The sequence below is a fragment of the Chloracidobacterium sp. D genome (assembly GCF_018304685.1).
Classification (GTDB): Bacteria; Acidobacteriota; Blastocatellia; order Chloracidobacteriales; family Chloracidobacteriaceae; genus Chloracidobacterium; species Chloracidobacterium thermophilum.
Genome location: NZ_CP072634.1, coordinates 1,235,718 through 1,255,462, shown reverse-complemented (window position 1 = coordinate 1,255,462; position 19,745 = coordinate 1,235,718). Strand labels below are relative to the sequence as shown.

Sequence of the window (19,745 nt, the reverse complement as noted above, 5' to 3'; positions counted from 1 at the left end):
AGCGACGGCTGAATTTAGCCGTGGGTTTCAACCCACGGATCGCGGCCCCCCCACACCCCCGTCGCGTCAGCGACGGTTGAGTTGAGGGGGTTTCAACCCACGGACCGTGGTGATGCCCCCATTCCCATGTGGGTCAATGCGGGCTGGACGCCCGCGCTCCCAGCAGCTTAGCCCCACACCGAGGGCGGCAGCCCCAGCTCCGCCGCCAGTTCACGGGCAATGGCATCCAGGTCAAAATAAAGCCACCCCTGCCCGCCACCCGACAGGCGCAGACTCCCCGGACGCTCCATGCTCGGCAACCAGAGCGGCTGCGTCACCGGCTGTGGCACCGGCTGTACCACCTCCGGCCGGCGCACCCGCCGCCGTGGCAGACGCCGCCGGCGCCGCTGCCGCAGACTCCCCAACTCGCTGCCCGCCGAACTTCCTACGCCAAACCGCTGGAGACCCGGCACGTCAAAGGTTTCCTCATCCTCAATCCAGTCACTCCACTCCAGCTCCTCGATGATTTCTTCCTCTGCCGGGAGGGCTTCGGCAATGTATCCGGCTGCCAAAAGCTGCTCCACATTGGCAAAGGCAACCGGAATGCCCCGTGCCGCCAGTCGCGCCAGGTAGGTGTCCCGCAGCAGGGCAGGCAGATAGTGCAGCAGCGCCAGCGCCGCCAGGTCTCCGCCGTCCCGCTCGAACAGTTCGGACACCACATCCCGCACCGAATCGGGAAGCTGCCGAATCTGCTCCGGTTTGAGTGGCAGACCATCGCCAGCAGTAAACACAGCGTCAGACACAGCCGGCGCAAACCACGCCTCCAACGCCTCCCGTGGCAGCGCGGCACCGTTGGTCTGGAAACCCGACACCTCCAGCGTACGCCGAAAACGGGTCTCCGACATCCGGTACTCCGGCTGGGGCGGCAACTCCGGCGCAACCGTGCCCCGTGGGGTCTTTTTCTCCGGCGCGGCCATCAGCCGAATAAAACCAAACTGCGGCGAATGGACGCCGAATTCCACCAGATAGGTCCGGTCGGGAAACACGCTGAACCACTCGCTCCCCCGGTACAGCACCGGGTAGTAGGTTTCTTTCTCCGTCTCGCGTTCTGTAACCCGTAACACGGGGCGGAAGGTCGCCGCTTCTTCCGGTGAAAACAACTGCTCAACGGCAAGCACCGTCTCCGGCCGGGCTTCCCAATAGACGAACATACGGAAAGGGTCCTGTATCAGTGCCGCAATGGCATCGGTTTCGTACTCGTCGGGAAGCGGGGCGAGCTGGGGCGGTGCATCCACGTCCGGCACTTCGGGCAGGGCGGAAAGAAAGGTCGGCGTTTCCCGAATTTCCGGCGCGGCAGCCAGAACGTCGGCAACCGTTGCCGTGGCGGTCAAAAACTGTTCGGAGGCCCCACCCTGCCCGGCCAGCAGCAGGTCTTCAGGACTCACTGCAGAGCTGGCGACTGGCGCCGCCGTCGGCACATCACTAACGGGCACTTCAGCGGTGGCTTCAATATCGGCCTCACCGATGACCAACTCAGACGGGGCGGCTTCGGCTACCGGCAAGTCTCCGGCAGCCGGCGGCGCATCGGCCGCAGCCGGAGTTGGGTCAGACACACTGGAGGGTTGTGATGGGGTGGGTTCATCGGGTTCGTTTACCGTAGCCATAGGATGACTCCTTGGGTATTGACGACAACAGCTTTCAAAAGCCGCCAACTCTAGCGCGATTTCTGAAAACATGCATCATTTCCCTGTTCTGCCTTATCCCCATCCAATCCCAAGGCACGTTGTCACCTCAAATGTTCCCTTTTGCCTTCACCCTGCCAGGCCGGGCCGGTTTGTGCCTGGTGCTGCTGCTACACCTGATGGCTGGTTTGGACGTTCACACATCGGCCCATCTCCAGCGGATGCCGGACTCAGCGGATACCACCACCCTGCCCGGTCTGACGGCACCGGTGACGGTGGTACGGGATGCGCGCGGCATCCCCTACATCACGGCGTCCAACGAACTCGACCTCGTTTTTGCCCAAGGCTTCATTACCGCCAGCGACCGGCTGTGGCAGATGGACCTGCTCCGGCGCACCGGGGCCGGTGAACTGGCAGAAATCTTCGGAGCGCAAGCCCTCGATGAAGACCGGCTGCACCGCACCTACAGTTTTCGGCAGGTATGCGAAGCCACCCTCGCCCAGATGGACGCCACAGAACGGCAATACCTCGAAGCCTACGCGGCCGGCGTCAACGCCTACCTGGCGCAGTGCGACGAACAACGGCTCCCCCGCGAATGCCGGCTGCTGCGCTACCGCCCGCGTCCATGGCAACCGACCGATACACTTCTGATTGGCAAGGTGTTTGCCGAGTCACTCTCGACGACGTGGCCCGTCGATCTGGCCGCGGCGGCCATGGCGCAGTCCAATCCCAAAGCGTACGCGCAACTGATGCAGGTATCGTCACGCATCCCGGAGGTTATCGTCGTCGGGAGCGATCAGCCGTCACCGGCATCACCCTCGGGAAATCCTTCAAAAAAACCTGCCGGCAAAGTGTCATCTGTTCCCCTGTCACCGGATTTGCTGGCCGGGGCCGACCGCTGGTTGAGGGCGCAGTACCGGGCGCTGGCGCGCGTCGGACTGTATGCTGAGGAGCTGGCTGCCAGCAACAACTGGGTGGTCTCCGGCAGACGGACCACCACCGGCAAACCCATTCTGGCGAATGACCCGCACCTTGAACCGTCCGCGCCCGGCATCTGGTACATGATCAACCTGGCCGTGCCGGAATATCGTGTGGCCGGTGTGACAGCGCCAGGCATTCCGGGCGTCCTGATCGGACACAATGAGCACATTGCCTGGGGTTGTACCAATCTCGACCCCGATGTGCAGGACCTTTTCCGTGAGACCTTTCACCAGACCCGTCCGCGCCTCTACCAGACACCACAGGGCTGGCGGGAAGCCGAAGTCCGGGTGGAAACCATCCCGGTGCGGCGCCTGCCGGGTGCGCCCGATGTGGAGACGGTCTCCCACGAAGTGCTGGTGACCCGCCACGGCCCGGTTCTGCTCGAAGACAAGGGCCAACGGTTGGCGCTGCGCTGGACGGCGCTCGATGTCACGCCCAATGAAACCCGCTGCTACCGGCGGCTGGTACGCGCCAGAAACTGGACGGAGTTTTGCCGGGCGATTGCCGATTACGGCGGCGCCACGCAGAACTTCATCTATGCCGATGTGGAAGGCAACATTGGCTACTATGGCACCGGTCGCATTCCACGCCGCAAAAGCGGCACCGGACGCTTTCCCGTTCCGGGCCATACGGACGCACACGAGTGGACGGGACTCATCCCGTTTGATGAACTGCCCCACGTGTTCAATCCCCCGGCAGGTCTCATCGTCACGGCCAACAACCGGGTGGTCGGCCACAGCTACCCCTACTTTCTGACCACACACTGGTCTCCGCCGTACCGCGCGCGGCGGATTTATGACCTTCTGACTGCACAGCCCAAAGTTTCGGTCGCCGACTGCCTGCGCATTCAGGACGACATCGTTGCCTTGGGCGCACTTGATTTCGTCAAACTCGTTCTGGAGATTGCCGCCAAGGACCCGGAAGCAGAACAGGATGCCGAATGGCAGACCACACTCCGGCTCTTTCGGGAGTGGGACGGAGCCATGACCCCGGAATCACGGGCAGCCGCACTGGCGATAGAGCTGGCCAACGCCCTCCGCCGGCAACTGCTGACAGCCCAATTTGGTACGCCGCCGACCAATCTGACGCTCCGCTCTCGACAGGCCACACGTGCGGACTGGCGGCGTGCCATCTTCGGCGGGCCGGAACTGACCCACATCCTGGCAACGCAACCGGCTGACTGGCTGCCCAAAGAAACCGCCACCTACGGCCAACTGCTGCGCCGCAGCCACCAGATGGCGCGGCAACAACTGGCAACCGAACTCGGCGCTGACCCGGCAAACTGGACCTGGGGACGGTGGAAACCGATGACCTTTCCGCACCCTCTGGCCGCTGCGCCGCTCATTGGACGCCCGTTTCAGCTTCCACCTTTGCCGCAGCGCGGCGGTGGGTATTTCATCGTGGCGACTCCCAACGTCGGCGAAGCCGTTTCCATGCGGTTTGTCGCCGATGTGAGCCAGTGGGATGCCTCCCGGATGGGGCTGCCACTCGGCCAGTCCGGCGATCCGGGCAGTCCGCACTGGGCTGATCAGCTTGAAAGCTGGAAGAGTTGCACCCCTGCCGTGTTTCCCTTCAGCCCAACGGCCATCGGGAAAGCCGCCCGGCAAAAGTTCACCCTGCAGCCGCCGGCAAGTGCAGTGCACCGCCCTTAGTTTGGGATGCTTAGTTTGGAGTGATAGTGATGGCCGCCAGAAGGCGCTGCTCAACTTCGGGCACCGCCTGGGCTGCGTTGTAGTACACCCGGACGAGCGCATCCCCGGCAGACACCGGCGCACCAAGTTCGACTTCCATGCGGAAGCCGACGGCCGGATCAATGACGGCATCGAGGGTAAGTCGTCCGGCGCCGAGCAGAACGGCCGCCTGGCCAATGGCTTCGGTATCCATGGCGGTCACTATGCCCGACTGTGACGCACGCACAACGGTTTCGTAGGCAGCCTGTGGCAACCGCTGGTCATCTTCCGCCACCTGTGGGTCGCCCCCCTGCGCCCTGATGATGGCTTGCCACTTCTCCAGTGCCTTTCCTGACGTCACCATGGCGCGGGCGAGCGTCTGGCCTTCGGTAACGAAGGCGGCCACCTGCCCAAGCCGGAGCATGTGGGCTGCCAGCTCGAAGGTGAGATCGGCAAAGCGTCCGGTGAGCTGCTCGCCGCGCAGCAGTTGCTGGGCCTCGCAGACTTCCAGGGCATTGCCCACGGCCCAACCCAACGGTTGGTTCATGTCGGTAAGCAGCGCCTGGATGCGCTTGCCCATGGATTCTCCGGTGGCCGTCAGGGCATCGGCCAACGCCTGGGCTTCGGCCGGGGTTTTCATGAAAGCCCCGCTGCCGAACTTGACATCCAGCACAAGCGCGTCAATTCCCTCGGCGAGCTTTTTCGACATGATGCTGGCCGTGATAAGTGGAATAGACTCGACGGTTCCGGTGACATCGCGCAGGGCATAGAGCTTTTTGTCGGCTGGAGCAATTTCGCGGGTTTGTCCGATGAGCGCTACGCCGAGCTGCTCCACCAGCCGGCGGAAGGTGTCAAGCGGCAGATCGGTACGGAAACCGGGAATGGCTTCGAGTTTGTCAAGGGTGCCGCCGGTGTGCCCCAGCCCGCGCCCGGAAATCATCGGCACGGCGACTCCGGCTGCCGCCACGATGGGGGCCAGTGCCAGCGAAGTTTTGTCACCAACGCCACCGGTACTGTGCTTGTCCACCTTGGCTTGTGGGAGATGTGAGAAATCCACGACCTCGCCCGAATAGAGCATGGCTTCGGTGAGGGCACGGGTTTCAGCGATGGTCATCCCACGTAAAAAGGCAGCCATGAGAAAGGCTGCCATCTGATAGTCGGGAATGTTGCCCTGGGTGTAGCCGGCAACCAAGGCGGCAATGTCGTCGGCAGATAACTCGCCGCCATCGCGTTTGTGGCGGATCCGTTCAACGGTTGTCGGCATGCCGGGCGCTAGAGCAGGCGGAATTCCATCGAAAACTTCACGGTTGCCGACACCGGACGGCCATCGGCCATCGCCGGCTGAAAGCGACACTGCCGGGCAGCTTCAATGGCTTTTTCATCGAGACCGTAACCAAGCGACTTGATAACCCGAATGTTGCTGAGTGAGCCATCGGGGCCGACCGTTGCTGACAGCACGACCGTTCCCTGGATTTTGTTGGCCCGCGCTTCCTCGGTGTATTTTGGCCTGACGGAATAAATAAGTTTCGGACGCTGGGTAATCACGCCTGTCCCCTCGCCCTCGCCGAGGCCGCGCCCGGACGGGCCGCCCGCGACGCCACCGCCGACACCACCACCGCTTCCGGGCCCGCCACCAGGACCGGTCCCGCTGCCGACGCTCCGCCCGTCGCCGCCGTTACCGATACCAGCGTTCTGTTTGCCTGTACCATCGGAAGGCTTGGTCGTATTGCTGCTGTTGGGATCGCCAATCGGAACCTTCAGTTCCGGCGGCGGGACAGATTTCGGATCAGCAATGATTTTTGGAGCCACCGGCAGGGAGGGTTCTTCGATGCGCGGCTTGGTTGTCGGGTCAACAATCTGTTGATCAGGCTGAAGGGTTGGTTCGGGCAACCGTCCCTTCATGGCCGGTTCCGGGTCGGTTTTGCCGCCGCCGCCGCCACCTTTGCCCGGCGTTTTGAGACCAAAGCCGGCGCCGCCGCCGCTGGGACGGTCATCCGGCGGAGGCGGTGGCGGCAGGGGCGGCAACTCCACCATCGAAATGAGCTGCATTTCTTCTTTTTCTTCTTCCGGTTGCTGTTCGACGACCAGCGGTGGCGACCAGATCAGCAGCGCCCCAATCAGCCCGGACATGACGAAGAAAGCAAACAGGAAGCACAACCCAAACAACAGGGCGCGCTGCCGCTCCATACGGGTCAGGGTAAACTGGGCGCGCGCGTAGCCAGCGGGATTCGTCCTTACCTGCCGCCCCAGATCGGAAACTTCGCGCATGATTCGCACCCATATCGGCGGCGTGTCAATCTGGGTGAGGTTGGGGGCATCGGGAACCGGGGTGGAGGGTGTACGACTCAGAAAAGCACGCGGCTGACGCACAAACTCACCCAGCTTGGAGAACAGACTCCGCGAAGTCGGCTCGAAATACAGCCCTGACGAAAACATCCCCTGCTCGTCCGGGGCAGGCTGGTGCCAGAAAAACTGCCCCGGGTGGCGGATGAAGTCCCGCACGGTATCCTTCAGGTTGCTCCACAGGCGAACCAGCAGCGGTTCACTGTGCAGTCCGGCAAACGTGGGAACCCACGCCGACTGTGATGTGTTTGGGGATACGCCCGGTTCAACCGTTCCGGTGGCAGTCGTCGTTTCAGAGACACGATTGAAGTCGTTCACGGTCATCACCCTCCCGACATGTCAAAGGCCATACCGGCCAAGCTGAGTTTCAAATCCAGTGCTTGCTGGCGACGGCTCGCCGGACTTATCCCACAGATAATCATCCCGCATGACTCTGCTCCCGTCATCTTTGCCGATGCCGCGTCGAGAGATTCCGTTTGATGGGGATGGCGAAAAGATCACTTCTTGTCCTACGAAGCATTACCAGCCTTACACCTTACGTAAAAGTGGCCCATGGGTAAAGACGGATTGGGAGGCAAACCGTTGACGGCACCCTCTGCGTTTTCCACGGCCAAGCCCCCACACTGATGTCACGGTAGACGTTCGTTGGGGTTGATAGACGCCTGAAACGTGAAAAGGTTTCGTCCGCTGCCTGGACGGTATACTTCTGACGCTCCCTTGGACCTGGCGCTCCCCGGCGAAAAACCAGGCTGCGGAACGGGGATACCTTGGACAAATGTTTTTTGGGCAAACCACCGCGCCCTGCTTCGCCAAAAACACTATGCGGCAGCAAGGTGGTGAACAACACGCATGGCCACTGTCGAAGCCGCACCAAACGAATCCATTGATAGCGCACGACGGCGCTTCAAGCAGATGGTGCAGCGCGAGGGCATCATTGCTGATGTCAGGCGGCATCGGCGAACTGCCGTACCGGATTCTGGTCAGCGTAGGCAGCGTGTTCATTGCCATGCTGAGCCTCAGCGGCGTGGTCATCTGGTGGGTGAAGCGGAAGTCGCGCTGGCGTCAGAACCGGCTTCAGAAGCAGAACACCATCCGGAAACAATCGAAGCTTGGGGCGGTGGAAACTGCCGCAGCAACTATGCCAACCTCGTTTTGAATGTATCACGTGTCCTGACCCGAAAAGAACCGGCATGTGAATCACTGTTGAAGTTACAGGGATCACCCCGCTCGTGGCAGCCCCCACCACCACAGCCGGGCCAGACATTGCGTGCTCTACTTATTTAATGCCTAAAGGCTCAAAATTCCGGCTGACATTTTTTTTCAACCTTGCTACATTGGCTGCCACCTGCTCAAGAGCAGGGTTTTATTACAATATCTTTGAAGGGAGTGAAAGCATGAAGAAGGCACTGGCTGCTACATCATTGTCCTTACTGTTCTTCGTCAGCCTTATACAGGTTGCTCCCGCAGAAGGTTACGCCTGCACAGCCACTGACGCTGGCTGCCTGGCGAACATATCATTTCCGGGTGGCGGTTTCGCCGTCAGTTCTCCAGGAGATAAATCGCATCTCAGGGAAGGCCACTATCAGATTGTGGAGAATAACAAAGGGGTTGCAACAATCGCCATCTATGAAACCCATCAGGAAATTGTCATTACAGTTGACCGTACAACGGCTCCACAGCACCGATTTCGTTATCTCCGATACCCAGGGTTGCTGGTTGGTGAAGCAGGTAATGACTTTGTTTTTGCTTATGTCTGCTCAGAAACATTAAGAAACTTCAAGATGTCTGATGGAAAACTTCCCAAAATGCCTTTGCCTGGTCTCACGCTTGGCAACCCCGAAGCAGCCAAAGCTTATTTCTCAGATGACATGCCGTGGCTTCGCATGATTGCCGAGATTGATCCCCGTTCGCTCTATGCTGAGTGTTTCTATGTGCTTGCCACAAAAGATATACCCAACCTGGAGCATTCAATTCCTGAAGCAGCAATCAAAGTACAAGAGAAAGCCAATCTGGGCGACTATCAGGATTGCCTGAAGGCCTGCCGGAATCTACGTGAAAGCTGCGTAAGAAACGTGCCCCCTGGGGAAATCATCAATTGTTACCTAATCGAGGGCGCAGGTATCAATAATTGTTCCAAAGTAGCCCAACCAATCGCTCCTCCAAGTAATTAAAACCTCATGGGATTTCCTTTGACGAACGACGCGGGCAGCTGCGTCAGTCAGCTTCCTGGCGGGCAACACAGCGGCGACATCACCGACGTGGACGGCTGGCGGTGACCAGCCGGCTGAGTGGGGCATCGCTGGTTTCAAGGATTTCCCGCTCGTGGCAGCCCCCACCACAGCCGGGCCAAGTATTGCGCGCTCCACTTACTGATGCCCAAAGGACAGATTCCGGTTGACGTTTTTTTTTTGACCTTGCTACATTGGCTGTTGCCTACACAAAAGTAGAGCCTTGCCACAATATCCTCAAAGGGGGTGAAACCATGAAGAAAACGCTTGCTGCCACATCACTGTCCTTGCTGTTTTTCGTCAGCCCGATGCAGGTCGCTCTCGCAGATACTTGCAGTTGCGGGACTAACAATTGCTCGACGGTTACAACATGTCCGGGTAGCTGTTACGCTTACTGTTCTACAAGCGGAGGATGCGGCTCAGGTTGTGGAAAAGGAAGAAAAGGAGCAGCGAAAGAAGTTACATTTCAGGTAACCAACTCCAACAGTGAACAACTCTCCTCTGAACTCACGCGTATCAGCGGCAGAGAAATCGTATTTACGGCATCCGAACCCGATGACCTCTTCAGCTTTGATTTCAAACGGGCTCCTGTGTGGGAGGTCTTTGAAGAGTTGTCCAAAAGAGGAACCGTGGAAATTGACGGCGTGGACTTCCGCGCACTTCAGGACTTGCGCAGTGCACTCCTGGCAGGTGAAAAGATCAGTTTGCAATTCAGTATGCCTGCTGACGAGATGGTAAGCTGGCTGTCCTTCGTAAGCGGTTTTCCGCTTCGCATAAACTCAGGTAACGCTCAAGAGCATGTGAGGATAGCTCTCAAAGAAGCTACCCTCCAGGATATAATTCAGGCTCTGTCCAAAATGGGGATTGAAGTTGCCTTCTAGGGTGCTAAATCATTTCCTGTCAGAACATTGCAAGGCCAGGTGGTGTCGGATACCTGCCTGGCCTTTTTCTCTGTCCAAACACCTCAGTGCACGGTCCTCCCCGTGCTTCCCTGTGCTGAAACTGAAAAGACACTCGCGGGTGGCAGTTCAGAGAGAGAGTAAAAGCTCAGGGTACGACCAGCCCCGTGGTGACTTGAGGGTGAACCGGAGCCGACTTCGCGCACATCACTGAGGACATTCGTCCTATGGACGACACAGCGCGGCGCGCCACCGAACCGGACTCCGCTGCCGCCTTTTTGCCCGTCGCTGACGCACCTTCCGGCAAAGGTTACGCCGTGGGCCACAGAATACCTTGACAAGCGTTTCCCGACTAAACCACCATGCCCTGCTTCGCCAAAAACACTATGAAGCAGCAAGGTGGTGAATAACACGCATGGCCATCGTCGAAGTCGCGCCGAATGAATCCATTGACAGCGCGCTGCGGCGCTTCAAGCGGATGGTGCAGCGCGAGGGCATCATTGCCGATGTCAAGCGGCATCGTTTCTTCATCCCACCAGGGGAGAAACGGCGGCTCAAGTCTGAGCTGGCCCGCAAGCGGCAACGTTCCAGCATGCGCAAGCGTCGGATGGATTGACGTTCGTCGGCCCCGGATGCCATTTGGGTGAAACCATCCGGGTTCAGCGGCGGACACACACCATATCATCATACAGCAACCAGCGGTGGTCAGGGGACATGCGGAGTTTCGTTCCGATGTTTCCTGACCATCGCTTTTTTGGAGTATCACCATGGCCGGTCAGCATCATTGGCTTGTTTGCCGAATCGTCGCCAGGGGAATGGTCACCGGATTGTTGTTGCTGAGTGCACTGCCGGCCCTTGCCCAAACCACCCGGCACGCGGCAAGGCCGGTTAAAACTCCACCGCCCTCGCGCCCAACGCCAAAGGCGTCTCCCGCAAGCGCCCGAAAAGATGCACGCCAGGCGCAGCCAGGGCCGCCTCACCGGCTACGCCGTTCCAAGTACAGCGCAGCCACTAACCCAAAGGCTGACTACCGTATGACTTCCGGCCGGGAACCAGCCCGCAAAGCATCAGCCAGACACCAGCCGTCCGGCAGAAACGTGGTGGCGAAAACGGCCAGGGCCGCTCCGGTGCCCCGTGGCCGGCGGGCATCGGTTTCCGTGGCGCGCACAGTCTCCCGCAACACCAGAGCACGCCGGGATTACACCACCCGTGCCACCGCCATCCGCCGGACGCCCACCCGGGCCGAAGCACGGGCCGCAAACCGCGCCCTGCGCCGCCGGGCCGAGCAGGCGCGTCTGGCAGAACTGGCCCGCATCCGCGCCCTGGATGAACAACTCCAACAAGCAACCCGGTACAACATCAAACGGGATGACCTGCGCGGGGAAGACCTGGCCATTCGCCAGTTGGCGCTCGACGCACTCGGCGACCGGGCCGGGACAGTCGTTGTCATGGAACCGTGGACGGGCCGGGTGCTCAGCATCGTCAACCAGCAGTGGGCCGTGCGGACCCCCTTCAAACCGTGCTCCACCATCAAGGTGCTGACCGGATACGCAGCCCTTCAGGAAAAGCTCACCACCGCCGATGAAATTATCCCGGCTGGCAGCCAGAGCTGGACATTGCGGACGGCGATGGCGCAATCCAACAACGAATACTTTCAGGTGCTGGCACACCGGCTTGGCTTTGAGCGCTTCCTGTTTTATGCCGGGCAGGCCGGTTTTGGACGGAAAACCGGCATCAACCTGCCCGGCGAAACCAGCGGCGTCATTCCGCGTCACCCGCCAGCCGATCTGGGACGCATGGGCAGCCACGGAGACGGCTTTGGTGTCACCGCCGTGCAGCTTGCCGCCTTCATCAGTGCCATCGCCAACGGCGGCATCCTGTACCGTCCCCGGATTCTGCGTACGCCACGCGAAGTGGCCAGCTTCAAACCCATCCCTGTTCAGACGCTGCCCCTGACCGAAGACATCCGCCGCGATCTGCTGGTCGGGTTGGTCAGTGCCGTCGAGCAGGGCACAGCACGGCGGTCTGGTGTGGCGGCGCTGGGCGTCGCCGGAAAGACCGGAAGCTGCAACTGTGATTTCAGCCCGCGCACCCGCGTCGGCTTGTTCGTGTCATTTGTGGATGCACCCGGCAAGCCAGGGCTGCTCGTGACCGTCATCACCAAGGGTTCGATGGCCCGTGGCTCCAGCGCCTCGGTGATTGCCGGCTCCATTTACCGTGGGGCGGAGGTTGCCAGCCGCACGGCTTTCCGGCGGCGGGTTGCACCTTCAACCGAAGAACCGGCTGAAACACCTGATGTGTCTGAAGAAGAAACCAACGACTGACGGCCCTTAGCGCGCCGCCCGGGCAATTTTGGGCAGCGCCCGCAGCACCGTGTCGCCCACGATTTTCAGGCTGCGCGGACTCAGCTTGTCCACGGTATCCCGCGCCGTGTGCCAGTAGGCGTTTTCAGGGCCGCCGGGCCCAAAGTTGACCTCATCCGTACCGTAGGTGAAGTCAATCAGGTCCACGGCCGGAATCCCGGCCTTGAGAAACGGGATATGGTCATCGGCAATGGCATGGGTCGTTTTGGGAAAATAGATGCCGTAGCCGAGTTCGTGCGCGGTGTCGTGAAGAATGTTCGCCAGCCACGCCGAAGATTGATACTCCCTGGGGATGGACAGATCGGCATCGCCCACCATGTCCAGCAGGATCATGGCCTTGATCCGCTTTGTCTGGCCCGTGGACTGAAGGCGCTCCACAAAGTGCCGGGAGCCGTAGGTGTTGTCATCGTCCTGCCACTCGACAACGGCCTCTTCGCCGTCGAAGAAAACAAACTGTAGCGTGTGGGGAAAGCCGCGTTCTTCCGGCGACATGGCCGCCAGCACCCGCGCCAGTTCGAGGACGACGGCCGTGCTTGAGCCGGCGTCATTCGCTCCGACGAACACCTGGTCTTCCATGTACTTGGTGTCGTAGTGGCTGGCGATGATGATGACCTCCGGGCTTTTGCCAGGCAGCTCCGCGATGACGTTCTCCATGCGCAGGGTGGGAAACTTCTTCGAGGGGGTTTTGGCGACAAAGGGCTGCGTGGTCACGGTCAGGCCGTAGCTTTTCAGTTCTTCGACGAGCCAGGCGCGCAACCGTCCCAGCGCCGCCGAACCGGCCGGGCGTGGGCCATAGGAGACCTGCTTTTCAATGTGTTTGAAAGCGCGTTCGGCATCGAAGGGCGTCGGGTTCTCACGCGCAGCAACCTGCTCGGCCGGCCGGTTTGGTGCGGCTGCCGGCACAATGGTGGTGCTCGATGGTGCCTTGCAGGCCGTCAGTAGTGTGATGATGGCCAGGGTGCTTCCCGGCAGCCATCCACCGGGGGGAAAACGAAAGGGCATGCGATGGTAATGCCTCCAGATAACCTGCACTCCGGTCGGATCACGATCCGGCATCTGAACTGACCGGGCCGGCGATGACCGTGGTGAGCGCCGACGGATTGAGATGAAGCTGGCTGACCCGCAGCACCTCCTCCGCCGTGACCGCATCAATCCGTTCAGGATAACGCTGTGCGTAATCGTCCCCCAACCCGTGAATTTCGGTCTCAATCAAAAACAGCGCCCGCTGGGCATTGGTTTCAAAATTGAAGACGAAGCTGCCGGTCAGATACGCCTTGGCCGCGGCCAGTTCTTCAGGTGTCACGACCTCCTGCCGCATCCGTTCGATTTCATCCCGAATGGCCGCGATGGCTTTCGTCTGGTGCTCCGGCGAAGTGCCGATGTAGGCCACGAAGCGACCGGGATCAACCCCGGCTGTGGACGTGATGTTGGCATAGGTTGTGTAAGCCAATCCCAGGTCATCCCGCAGGATGCGCGGAATCCGCGCCGTCATGCCGGGGCTGTCCCCCAGAATGACATCCATCACCCGCAGGGCGTGGTAATCCGGGTGCGTCCGGTTAATTCCCAGGTGGCCCAGCAGGATGTGAATCTGCTCCTTGTCCGGGCGTGGCAGCACCTGCTCCTGGGGCACGGTCTGGCGCGCAACCGGTGGCACAGTCGGGAGCAGAAAATCCGGCGCCGGTTCCCAGTCGGCCAACACCTCCATCAGCCGGCGCTCCATTTCCGCCACCGGCAGATCGCCCACGATGGCAATGAGCAGGTTGTTCGGGACAAAGAACCGGGCATAAGCCGCACGCAGATCATCCACCGTCAGTTGGGAAACCGTGGTTTCATAACCGACAATCGGCCGGCCGGCCGGGTGTCCAGGATAGACCAGCGCATCGAAAGCATCGGAAGCCACGGTCCGGGCGTCGTCGGCCCGTGACCGAAGTTGCGCCAGCCGCCGCGCCTGGCACAGGGCGAAGCGGTCTTCAGGAAACCGGCTGTGGCGTAACAGATCGGCGGCGATGGTGAGCAGTCGTGGAAAGTCATCGCGCAGCGCCGTCAGACTCAACCCGCTGCGGGCATATCCGCCAAACGTGTTGAGCCGCGCTCCCGTAGCTTCAATGGCCAGCGCAATGTCCTGCGCCGTGTGTTGTGCTGTCCCTTCATCGAGCATGTCACCCAGCAGAGAAGCCAACCCGGCCTGGGACTCCGGCTCATAGCGGGAGCCATACGCCACGATGGCATACAGCGCCACGACCGGCAGCGCAGGCTGTTCCGCCAGCAGGGCGACACATCCATTGGGCAAAACGACACGGTGGACGGCTTGTTCAAAGGGCATGACAGAGGGTTGTACTCGTAGGTTATCTTTTTGAAGCGGACCTGATTTGGGTCACATCTTGATGAACCTGAAGCTTGGGGCTATCCTGAGACCCGTGAACAGTCTCAATCAAACGCAAAAATTGCAAGCCAACCCGCTTGCGCGTCCACGGCAGGCACGGCCGGCGCTTGTTCACATGCGTGGCGACTACCTTGGGAGTTCGTTCCGCATCGAGCACGCCATCACCCGTATTGGACGCGGCTCGGATGCCGAGCTGCGCCTCGAAAATGACGATGAGGCCTCACGGCTGCACGCCCGGATTGAGCGTCTGGAAACCCCAACCGGACACTTCCAGTACTGGCTGACAGACCTGCGCAGCACCAACGGCACGCAGCTCAACGGCATTCCGCTTGTCCCCGGTGAGGCCGTCCTGCTGCATGATGGAGACAAATTCTCCATCGGTCGCCACATTCTCAAGTTCACCTTTCTCGACGACATTGATGAGGAATTCCACCGCCGCATCACGGAACTCATCACGCACGATGACCTGACGGGTCTGCTGAACCGTAAAAGTTTCATCCTGGAGATGCAGCGTGAAATGGCCCGCTCCAACCGCTACGGGCATCCCTTTGGGCTGCTGATGATGGACATTGACCACTTCAAGCGGGTCAACGACACCTACGGGCACCTCGTCGGCAGTCAGGTGCTCCGCGAAGTCGCCACGGTCATTCGGGAAACCCTGCGGGACTCTGACATCGCCGGGCGCTATGGCGGAGAAGAATACATTGCCCTGCTGCCTGAAACCGACCGGCTGCGGGCGCACGAAGCAGCCGAGCGGATTCGGCAGGCCATTGAACGAACTTCGTTTACAGCCTCGATCACGGCTTCGCACCACAAACTCAGCCTCACCATCAGCATCGGGGTTGCCAGCTATCCCGGTGATGCCGCACAGATCAACGACCTGATCCAGCGGGCGGATGAAGCGATGTATGAAGCCAAGCGCCGTGGGCGAAATCTGGTTCAGACAACCGGGCAGTCTGCGGCCAACCGCGCCACACCGCCTTCCCTGCCGTTACCGCCGCCGTCAGGTGACGACAGCCCCACGGAGCACCTCACTATAGAACAACCGCAGCCGGTCAAGCCTTAGCGCGGCATTTCCCTCCTGTCCATCTATAGTGGCGGCCTGACAAGCCAGACGGCAGGCAATGCTTACCCACCGGCGGCGTCAGACGGCTCGTGGGAGAGGATCAGGGACAGCTCGGAGGCAAGTCGGTTCGGGTCAAAAGGGTTGAGTGAAAATATCCGGTCGCCAATTTCAATGACCGGCACTTTGGCGGCGCGTCCCAAGCGCTCGATGATGTAGGATTTGGCGCTTGGATTGGTCTCCAGCAGAATGTCCTCGAAGGCAATCCCCCGCTGCTTGAGGAACTGCTTGGCGAGCATGCAGTCCGTACACCACTTGGTTGAATAGACTTTCAAAGGCTTTCCCGCAGAATCAAGGTAATGTCAGACGAGGCCATCGTAGTCAATTTCCCATCTGGATGTCCAATCCGCTTACCTGTTACCAAGCTCCACAGTATCTTGACGCGCGCAACCGGTGATGATGAAAGACATCCGGCAGCCAGTGCCAACAAACGCACGGGGTAGGGACAAAAGAGAACGGAACTGATAAAACCAGCTTCCGTTCGAGCACCAGAAGTGTTCGGAACAACCGGTGTGCCGCGCGGGGTGCACCCAGCCATCAGGTGATGTCATGACCACGCACGATGTGTATCGCCTCAATCTCTCCGCAACGCCGTTTTACAATCGGCGTCTTTTCTGGATGGGATTGTCAGCGGCTTTTGGACTTCTGCTCCTCGCCACGGTTTTCCTGACCCGGCACTACACCCAGTTGCTGGCCGATGAACAGCGCTACGTGGAGCTGCAAAAAGCCTCTCAGGCCACCCACGACCTGGAGCAGGCGCGCCTTACGAAGGTCCGGGAACAGTCCGCCAGTGCCGGGCTTCAGCCAACCCCAGAGCAGGCGCGCGCCATGCGCGAGGCGCTCTATCTTCTGGAGCGGCGGCAACTTTCCTGGTCCCGTCTGCTGCTGCAGATGGAACAGCAGCTTCCGGCGGACATCCGCATTCTGCAAATCGCCTTCCGACAGGACAGTGAGGCCAATCCGGCTCTGAGCCAGCGTTCGCCTGGAAAAGAAACCGGCAGGGGGAACACGGACTCCCCTTTGCCTGTCTCCCAGGAAGTGCCGTTCACCGTCACCGTCCGGGCCCCCAAGCCCGAAGCCGTCACGGCTTTTATCCGTGCCTGTGATGAGCGGGGCATCTTTTACTTCGACCCCAATACCCAGGCCGTCCCTTCAGACCAACGGGGGGCTGATGGCCGGCAGGAAGTTGAATTCACCCTCCACGGTCGCTATCGCCCAGGTGGGACGATGCTGGCCACGGGAAGTCCCGCGCCCAAGGAGGTGAAGCGATGAACTGGCTTTGGCGACGCTGGGTTGGCTGGCGCGGCTGGCGCGGGACAGTCGTACGGCAGCGTTATCTTCAGTGGCCCGAATGGCTTGGAATGGCCGTCTGGGTCCTGTGCCTGGCCGGTGTGGTGACGGGCTACCAGATGCTGTTGGAACCGCTCAACCAGCGCTTGAGCCGTATTTCCCGTGAAACCAGCAACCTCCGCCGCCAGACGGAAAACCTGCGGATGGAGCGGCAGCGACTGGAGCAGGAAGCCGCAGCATTCAACGGTGCGATGGAAAACTGGCGGCGCTTTGAACGTGAGTTGCTACGCGATGCCCGTGTCGGGCAACTGGCTCTGATTGACGAAATCAACGCCCTGGCACGTAAACATGACGTCAAGCTGACCGACACGGTGGCCTTTCTGCTGACGGACCAGAACAAAGGCCCGGCGGCGGGTGCCTCCTCCCGTGAACCACAGAACCAGTTCATCCAGAGTTACCCGACCTTTGAGGTCAAACTTGGGATCACCGGCAACTATCGCAACATCCGGCGCTTCATCCATGCCCTCGAACAAAGCCGCCAGTTTCTTCTGCTCCAGCTTTTGAGTTTCACCCCTGGAGAACGTCCATCGCCATCCGGCGGCATGCCGTCGGGTGCCGTGATGGGTGAGAATCCTGCCAACCCAAACGAACTGACCATCGCACTCTCCCTGACCGCTTATTTCCGAAGCGAACCTGGCGCTCCCCTGGGCGGTCCGGTGTCTGCGGCACGCCAGCCCCAGCCGACGGCCGGGCCGTCCACAAGACCACAGCCATGAATCAGACTCAGAAGACCGTTCTCGTCAGCGTTCTGTTTGTCAGCTCACTGGCCGCCTTGCTCTATGTCTGGTTTGACACCGGCGGGACAGAGGCAGCCGGAGTGGCGCCCCTTCGCCCAGGACTGATTCGGGCAACCGACCTAGAACAGGGTAGGACGGACAACAAGCCGGCGGCATCTCCACCGGTCGTTGTGGAAGGTACTCTCGTGCGCATGGCCCGGACCACACTGACGCCGGTGATACCACCTGCCGTACCGGAGTCTCCCCGCAACATCTTTGACTACCTGCCGCCACCACCACCCAAACCGGTCCCACCGCCACCGCCGCCACCAATTACCCTTCAGTCGGTTTATCCTCCGAGCGTCTATGCACGCTCGACCATGACTTATGAACTCACGGTGGATGCCCAGCCTCTGCCGGAAGGCGTGCGTGTCGTCATAGACGGGGAAACCCTGGCGGCGGAGCGCAAGGGAGACCGGCAGTTGCGGGTGCGCCTGACGCCCGACCTGACCGCCCAACCCCGGACGGCCACCGTCCGCGTCGTTGTTCCGGGACAGGAATCGAAGTGGTACTCGAACGATGTCACCCTGAAAATTGACCCCCCACCTAACCCAAATGACGAGTACCGCTACATTGGCATGGTGACCGATGCGGGAGGGCAAAACCCACGCGCCGTCCTGGCCACCACCAATGAGTACCAGACGGTTCGCCCCAACGAACCCATTGGACGATTCCGGGTCAAGAGCATCACCAGCGAACAGATCATCGTCGAGGACACCCAACTGCCCGGTGTCAGCCACACCATGCCCCTTTCGAGCGGGCCGGCTCCGACAGGCGGCCCCCCCACGCTACCGGTCGGTGGTTCCCCACAGGGGTACTCCCCTCCAGGCTACCAGCCTCCGCAGAACTATCAGGCACCTTATGGGGGGCAACCACCGGTTCAGTATGACAGCGCGGGGCAGCCCGTTCAGGGACAACCCCAGACGCCCATCAGGCCCATCACCAAGCCCCAGCATGGACAGGGAGGAATACCGGTCATCGTGGGCGACCCGAACAAGCCAATGGATGGTAATGGGCGTCCCCTGCGCCCGTTCAGTCGCCAGCGGCCACCCAACCAGTAACCACAGCGTTCACGCCCATTGGCGGTTTCGGAACCATGATGCGTTGTCGTGCTTTCGGTCGGCTGCGTCGCACCCAGCGGCGTCATCGGGAACGCGGCTACATACTGTTGTTTCTCATTTTCGCTCTGGCCGCCATGATCATCCTGCTGACCATGCAGGCCGATACCAGCCAGATCGAGCGCCAACGGGAGCGGGAGGCGGAGTTCATTGTTCGGGGCTGCGCTGTCGCCAAGGCCATTGCACGCTACAACAATGCCGGACGGATTGCGCCGCTCAACCCCGGTGCCCCCTTTCCCCTGAAGCTCAGTGACCTGACGAAGGAAGTCAACATCAACGGACAACGCCTGCGCCTGCTACGCCCGTCTGCCCTCCGTGACCCGTTTACTGGCAAGGAGTGGCGTACGGTACGCATCGGCGACCCGCTCATCAGACGGTATCTTGAACGCTGGTCGTCCTTTACAGGCCAACCGGTGCCCGCCAGCTACGTGGCGCTGACGGCCAGTGTCGTCAATCAGGGCGGCTTTGGCGGCACTTTTGATCCCTCTGGCGGGATGCTCCCCCAACCACCGGGTGAGGATGATGACGGGGACGACGACGATGGATTTGCCTCACAGAGACCGATTGTGGGCGTCGTCGGGAGCATTCCCAAGCCGGCCTTCACAACCGTATTTGGCGAGGATGTCACCTACGACACTTGGCTATTTATGTACGGCCCCCCTGCTGCTCGCCCCGATGGTAGTGTGGTCGTGGGCACCCCCTGCGAGCGCCGGGTGCTGCCCATCCCGTAAACTCACGGTATTTGACTGGACGCTTGCTGCCCCAAGTGTGCTACATGTATAGCTTGAACTAACACTTCAGCCGTCTTCTGCGACCTCCTTTGAGGACGTGGTCTTAACCTCGATAAAAT

17 protein-coding genes are annotated in these 19,745 nt (G+C 60.6%); 11 read left to right on the top strand and 6 right to left on the bottom strand.

What is annotated here, in order from left to right:
- Window positions 1-167: 167 nt before the first annotated feature.
- Window positions 168-1,643, bottom strand: a complete 1,476-nt coding sequence (locus J8C01_RS05235) for a DUF4912 domain-containing protein (protein ID WP_211432623.1) — start codon at window positions 1,641-1,643, stop codon at window positions 168-170.
- 239 nt (window positions 1,644-1,882) lie between these two features.
- On the opposite strand from J8C01_RS05235, the gene J8C01_RS05230 reads away from it, so the two are divergent.
- Window positions 1,883-4,294, top strand: coding sequence for a penicillin acylase family protein (locus J8C01_RS05230; RefSeq protein WP_211432622.1), 2,412 nt, complete (start codon window positions 1,883-1,885; stop codon window positions 4,292-4,294).
- Window positions 4,295-4,304: 10 nt separating this feature from the next.
- Here the strand turns inward: J8C01_RS05230 and J8C01_RS05225 are convergent, their stop codons facing one another.
- A complete protein-coding gene (locus tag J8C01_RS05225) occupies window positions 4,305-5,576 on the bottom strand; it encodes a thymidine phosphorylase (RefSeq protein WP_211432621.1) in 1,272 nt (423 codons plus the stop codon).
- A gap of 8 nt (window positions 5,577-5,584) precedes the next feature.
- On the bottom strand, window positions 5,585-6,973 hold the full coding sequence (locus J8C01_RS05220) for an energy transducer TonB (protein WP_211432620.1): 1,389 nt from the start codon (window positions 6,971-6,973) through the stop codon (window positions 5,585-5,587).
- A gap of 531 nt (window positions 6,974-7,504) precedes the next feature.
- Here J8C01_RS05220 and rpsU (J8C01_RS05215) point away from each other — a divergent pair.
- The 5 genes from rpsU (J8C01_RS05215) (at window position 7,505) to J8C01_RS05195 (ending at window position 12,106) form a co-directional block, all read left to right on the top strand.
- Window positions 7,505-7,939 carry a 30S ribosomal protein S21 gene (gene rpsU / locus J8C01_RS05215; protein ID WP_211432619.1) on the top strand — a complete coding sequence of 145 codons (435 nt, stop codon included), beginning with the start codon at window positions 7,505-7,507 and terminating at the stop codon, window positions 7,937-7,939.
- Window positions 7,885-8,826, top strand: a complete 942-nt coding sequence (locus J8C01_RS05210) for a hypothetical protein (protein WP_211432618.1) — start codon at window positions 7,885-7,887, stop codon at window positions 8,824-8,826. The genes rpsU (J8C01_RS05215) and J8C01_RS05210 overlap by 55 nt, the downstream gene beginning before the upstream one ends.
- Before the next feature lie 311 nt (window positions 8,827-9,137).
- Window positions 9,138-9,764 carry a hypothetical protein gene (locus tag J8C01_RS05205; protein WP_211432617.1) on the top strand — a complete coding sequence of 209 codons (627 nt, stop codon included), beginning with the start codon at window positions 9,138-9,140 and terminating at the stop codon, window positions 9,762-9,764.
- Window positions 9,765-10,197: 433 nt separating this feature from the next.
- The gene (gene rpsU, locus J8C01_RS05200) at window positions 10,198-10,398 is read left to right on the top strand and encodes a 30S ribosomal protein S21 (protein WP_014099561.1); all 201 of its coding nucleotides are present in this window, start codon (window positions 10,198-10,200) and stop codon (window positions 10,396-10,398) included.
- A 541-nt stretch (window positions 10,399-10,939) separates the two neighbouring features.
- Window positions 10,940-12,106, top strand: coding sequence for a penicillin-binding transpeptidase domain-containing protein (locus J8C01_RS05195; protein WP_211432616.1), 1,167 nt, complete (start codon window positions 10,940-10,942; stop codon window positions 12,104-12,106).
- A gap of 6 nt (window positions 12,107-12,112) precedes the next feature.
- Here the strand turns inward: J8C01_RS05195 and J8C01_RS05190 are convergent, their stop codons facing one another.
- Together J8C01_RS05190 and J8C01_RS05185 are read right to left on the bottom strand one after the other, a co-directional pair.
- On the bottom strand, window positions 12,113-13,147 hold the full coding sequence (locus tag J8C01_RS05190) for a M28 family metallopeptidase (protein ID WP_211432615.1): 1,035 nt from the start codon (window positions 13,145-13,147) through the stop codon (window positions 12,113-12,115).
- 40 nt (window positions 13,148-13,187) lie between these two features.
- Window positions 13,188-14,468 (bottom strand): M16 family metallopeptidase, encoded by a 1,281-nt coding sequence (locus tag J8C01_RS05185; RefSeq protein WP_211432614.1) that lies wholly within the window; start codon window positions 14,466-14,468, stop codon window positions 13,188-13,190.
- 94 nt (window positions 14,469-14,562) lie between these two features.
- On the opposite strand from J8C01_RS05185, the gene J8C01_RS05180 reads away from it, so the two are divergent.
- Window positions 14,563-15,594 (top strand): diguanylate cyclase, encoded by a 1,032-nt coding sequence (locus J8C01_RS05180; RefSeq protein ID WP_211432613.1) that lies wholly within the window; start codon window positions 14,563-14,565, stop codon window positions 15,592-15,594.
- 62 nt (window positions 15,595-15,656) lie between these two features.
- On the opposite strand, the gene J8C01_RS05175 is transcribed toward J8C01_RS05180, so the two are convergent.
- Window positions 15,657-15,926, bottom strand: a complete 270-nt coding sequence (locus J8C01_RS05175) for a glutaredoxin family protein (RefSeq protein WP_228374076.1) — start codon at window positions 15,924-15,926, stop codon at window positions 15,657-15,659.
- A gap of 274 nt (window positions 15,927-16,200) precedes the next feature.
- Here J8C01_RS05175 and J8C01_RS05170 point away from each other — a divergent pair, with 274 nt between their 5' ends.
- From J8C01_RS05170 to J8C01_RS05155, 4 genes are read left to right on the top strand one after another with little or no spacing between them, the layout of a single operon-like run.
- Window positions 16,201-16,923 (top strand): hypothetical protein, encoded by a 723-nt coding sequence (locus J8C01_RS05170; RefSeq protein ID WP_014099555.1) that lies wholly within the window; start codon window positions 16,201-16,203, stop codon window positions 16,921-16,923.
- Window positions 16,920-17,717, top strand: coding sequence for a hypothetical protein (locus J8C01_RS05165; RefSeq protein WP_014099554.1), 798 nt, complete (start codon window positions 16,920-16,922; stop codon window positions 17,715-17,717). The genes J8C01_RS05170 and J8C01_RS05165 overlap by 4 nt, the downstream gene beginning before the upstream one ends.
- Window positions 17,714-18,838 carry a hypothetical protein gene (locus J8C01_RS05160; RefSeq protein WP_211432612.1) on the top strand — a complete coding sequence of 375 codons (1,125 nt, stop codon included), beginning with the start codon at window positions 17,714-17,716 and terminating at the stop codon, window positions 18,836-18,838. Before J8C01_RS05165 ends, J8C01_RS05160 begins: the two co-directional genes overlap by 4 nt.
- A gap of 35 nt (window positions 18,839-18,873) precedes the next feature.
- Window positions 18,874-19,626 carry a hypothetical protein gene (locus J8C01_RS05155; protein WP_211432611.1) on the top strand — a complete coding sequence of 251 codons (753 nt, stop codon included), beginning with the start codon at window positions 18,874-18,876 and terminating at the stop codon, window positions 19,624-19,626.
- The last annotated feature ends 119 nt before the right edge of the window (window positions 19,627-19,745 follow it).

Coding starts and splice junctions, on each gene's coding strand:
- J8C01_RS05205 (WP_211432617.1), top strand. CDS start 9,138: ATGAAGAAAACGCTTGCTGCCACATCACTGTCCTTGCTGTTTTTCGTC.
- J8C01_RS05160 (WP_211432612.1), top strand. CDS start 17,714: ATGAATCAGACTCAGAAGACCGTTCTCGTCAGCGTTCTGTTTGTCAGC.
- J8C01_RS05155 (WP_211432611.1), top strand. CDS start 18,874: ATGATGCGTTGTCGTGCTTTCGGTCGGCTGCGTCGCACCCAGCGGCGT.
- J8C01_RS05190 (WP_211432615.1), bottom strand. CDS start 13,147: ATGCCCTTTCGTTTTCCCCCCGGTGGATGGCTGCCGGGAAGCACCCTG.
- J8C01_RS05170 (WP_014099555.1), top strand. CDS start 16,201: ATGACCACGCACGATGTGTATCGCCTCAATCTCTCCGCAACGCCGTTT.
- J8C01_RS05165 (WP_014099554.1), top strand. CDS start 16,920: ATGAACTGGCTTTGGCGACGCTGGGTTGGCTGGCGCGGCTGGCGCGGG.
- J8C01_RS05230 (WP_211432622.1), top strand. CDS start 1,883: ATGCCGGACTCAGCGGATACCACCACCCTGCCCGGTCTGACGGCACCG.
- J8C01_RS05185 (WP_211432614.1), bottom strand. CDS start 14,468: ATGCCCTTTGAACAAGCCGTCCACCGTGTCGTTTTGCCCAATGGATGT.
- J8C01_RS05225 (WP_211432621.1), bottom strand. CDS start 5,576: ATGCCGACAACCGTTGAACGGATCCGCCACAAACGCGATGGCGGCGAG.
- J8C01_RS05235 (WP_211432623.1), bottom strand. CDS start 1,643: ATGGCTACGGTAAACGAACCCGATGAACCCACCCCATCACAACCCTCC.
- rpsU (WP_014099561.1), top strand. CDS start 10,198: ATGGCCATCGTCGAAGTCGCGCCGAATGAATCCATTGACAGCGCGCTG.
- rpsU (WP_211432619.1), top strand. CDS start 7,505: ATGGCCACTGTCGAAGCCGCACCAAACGAATCCATTGATAGCGCACGA.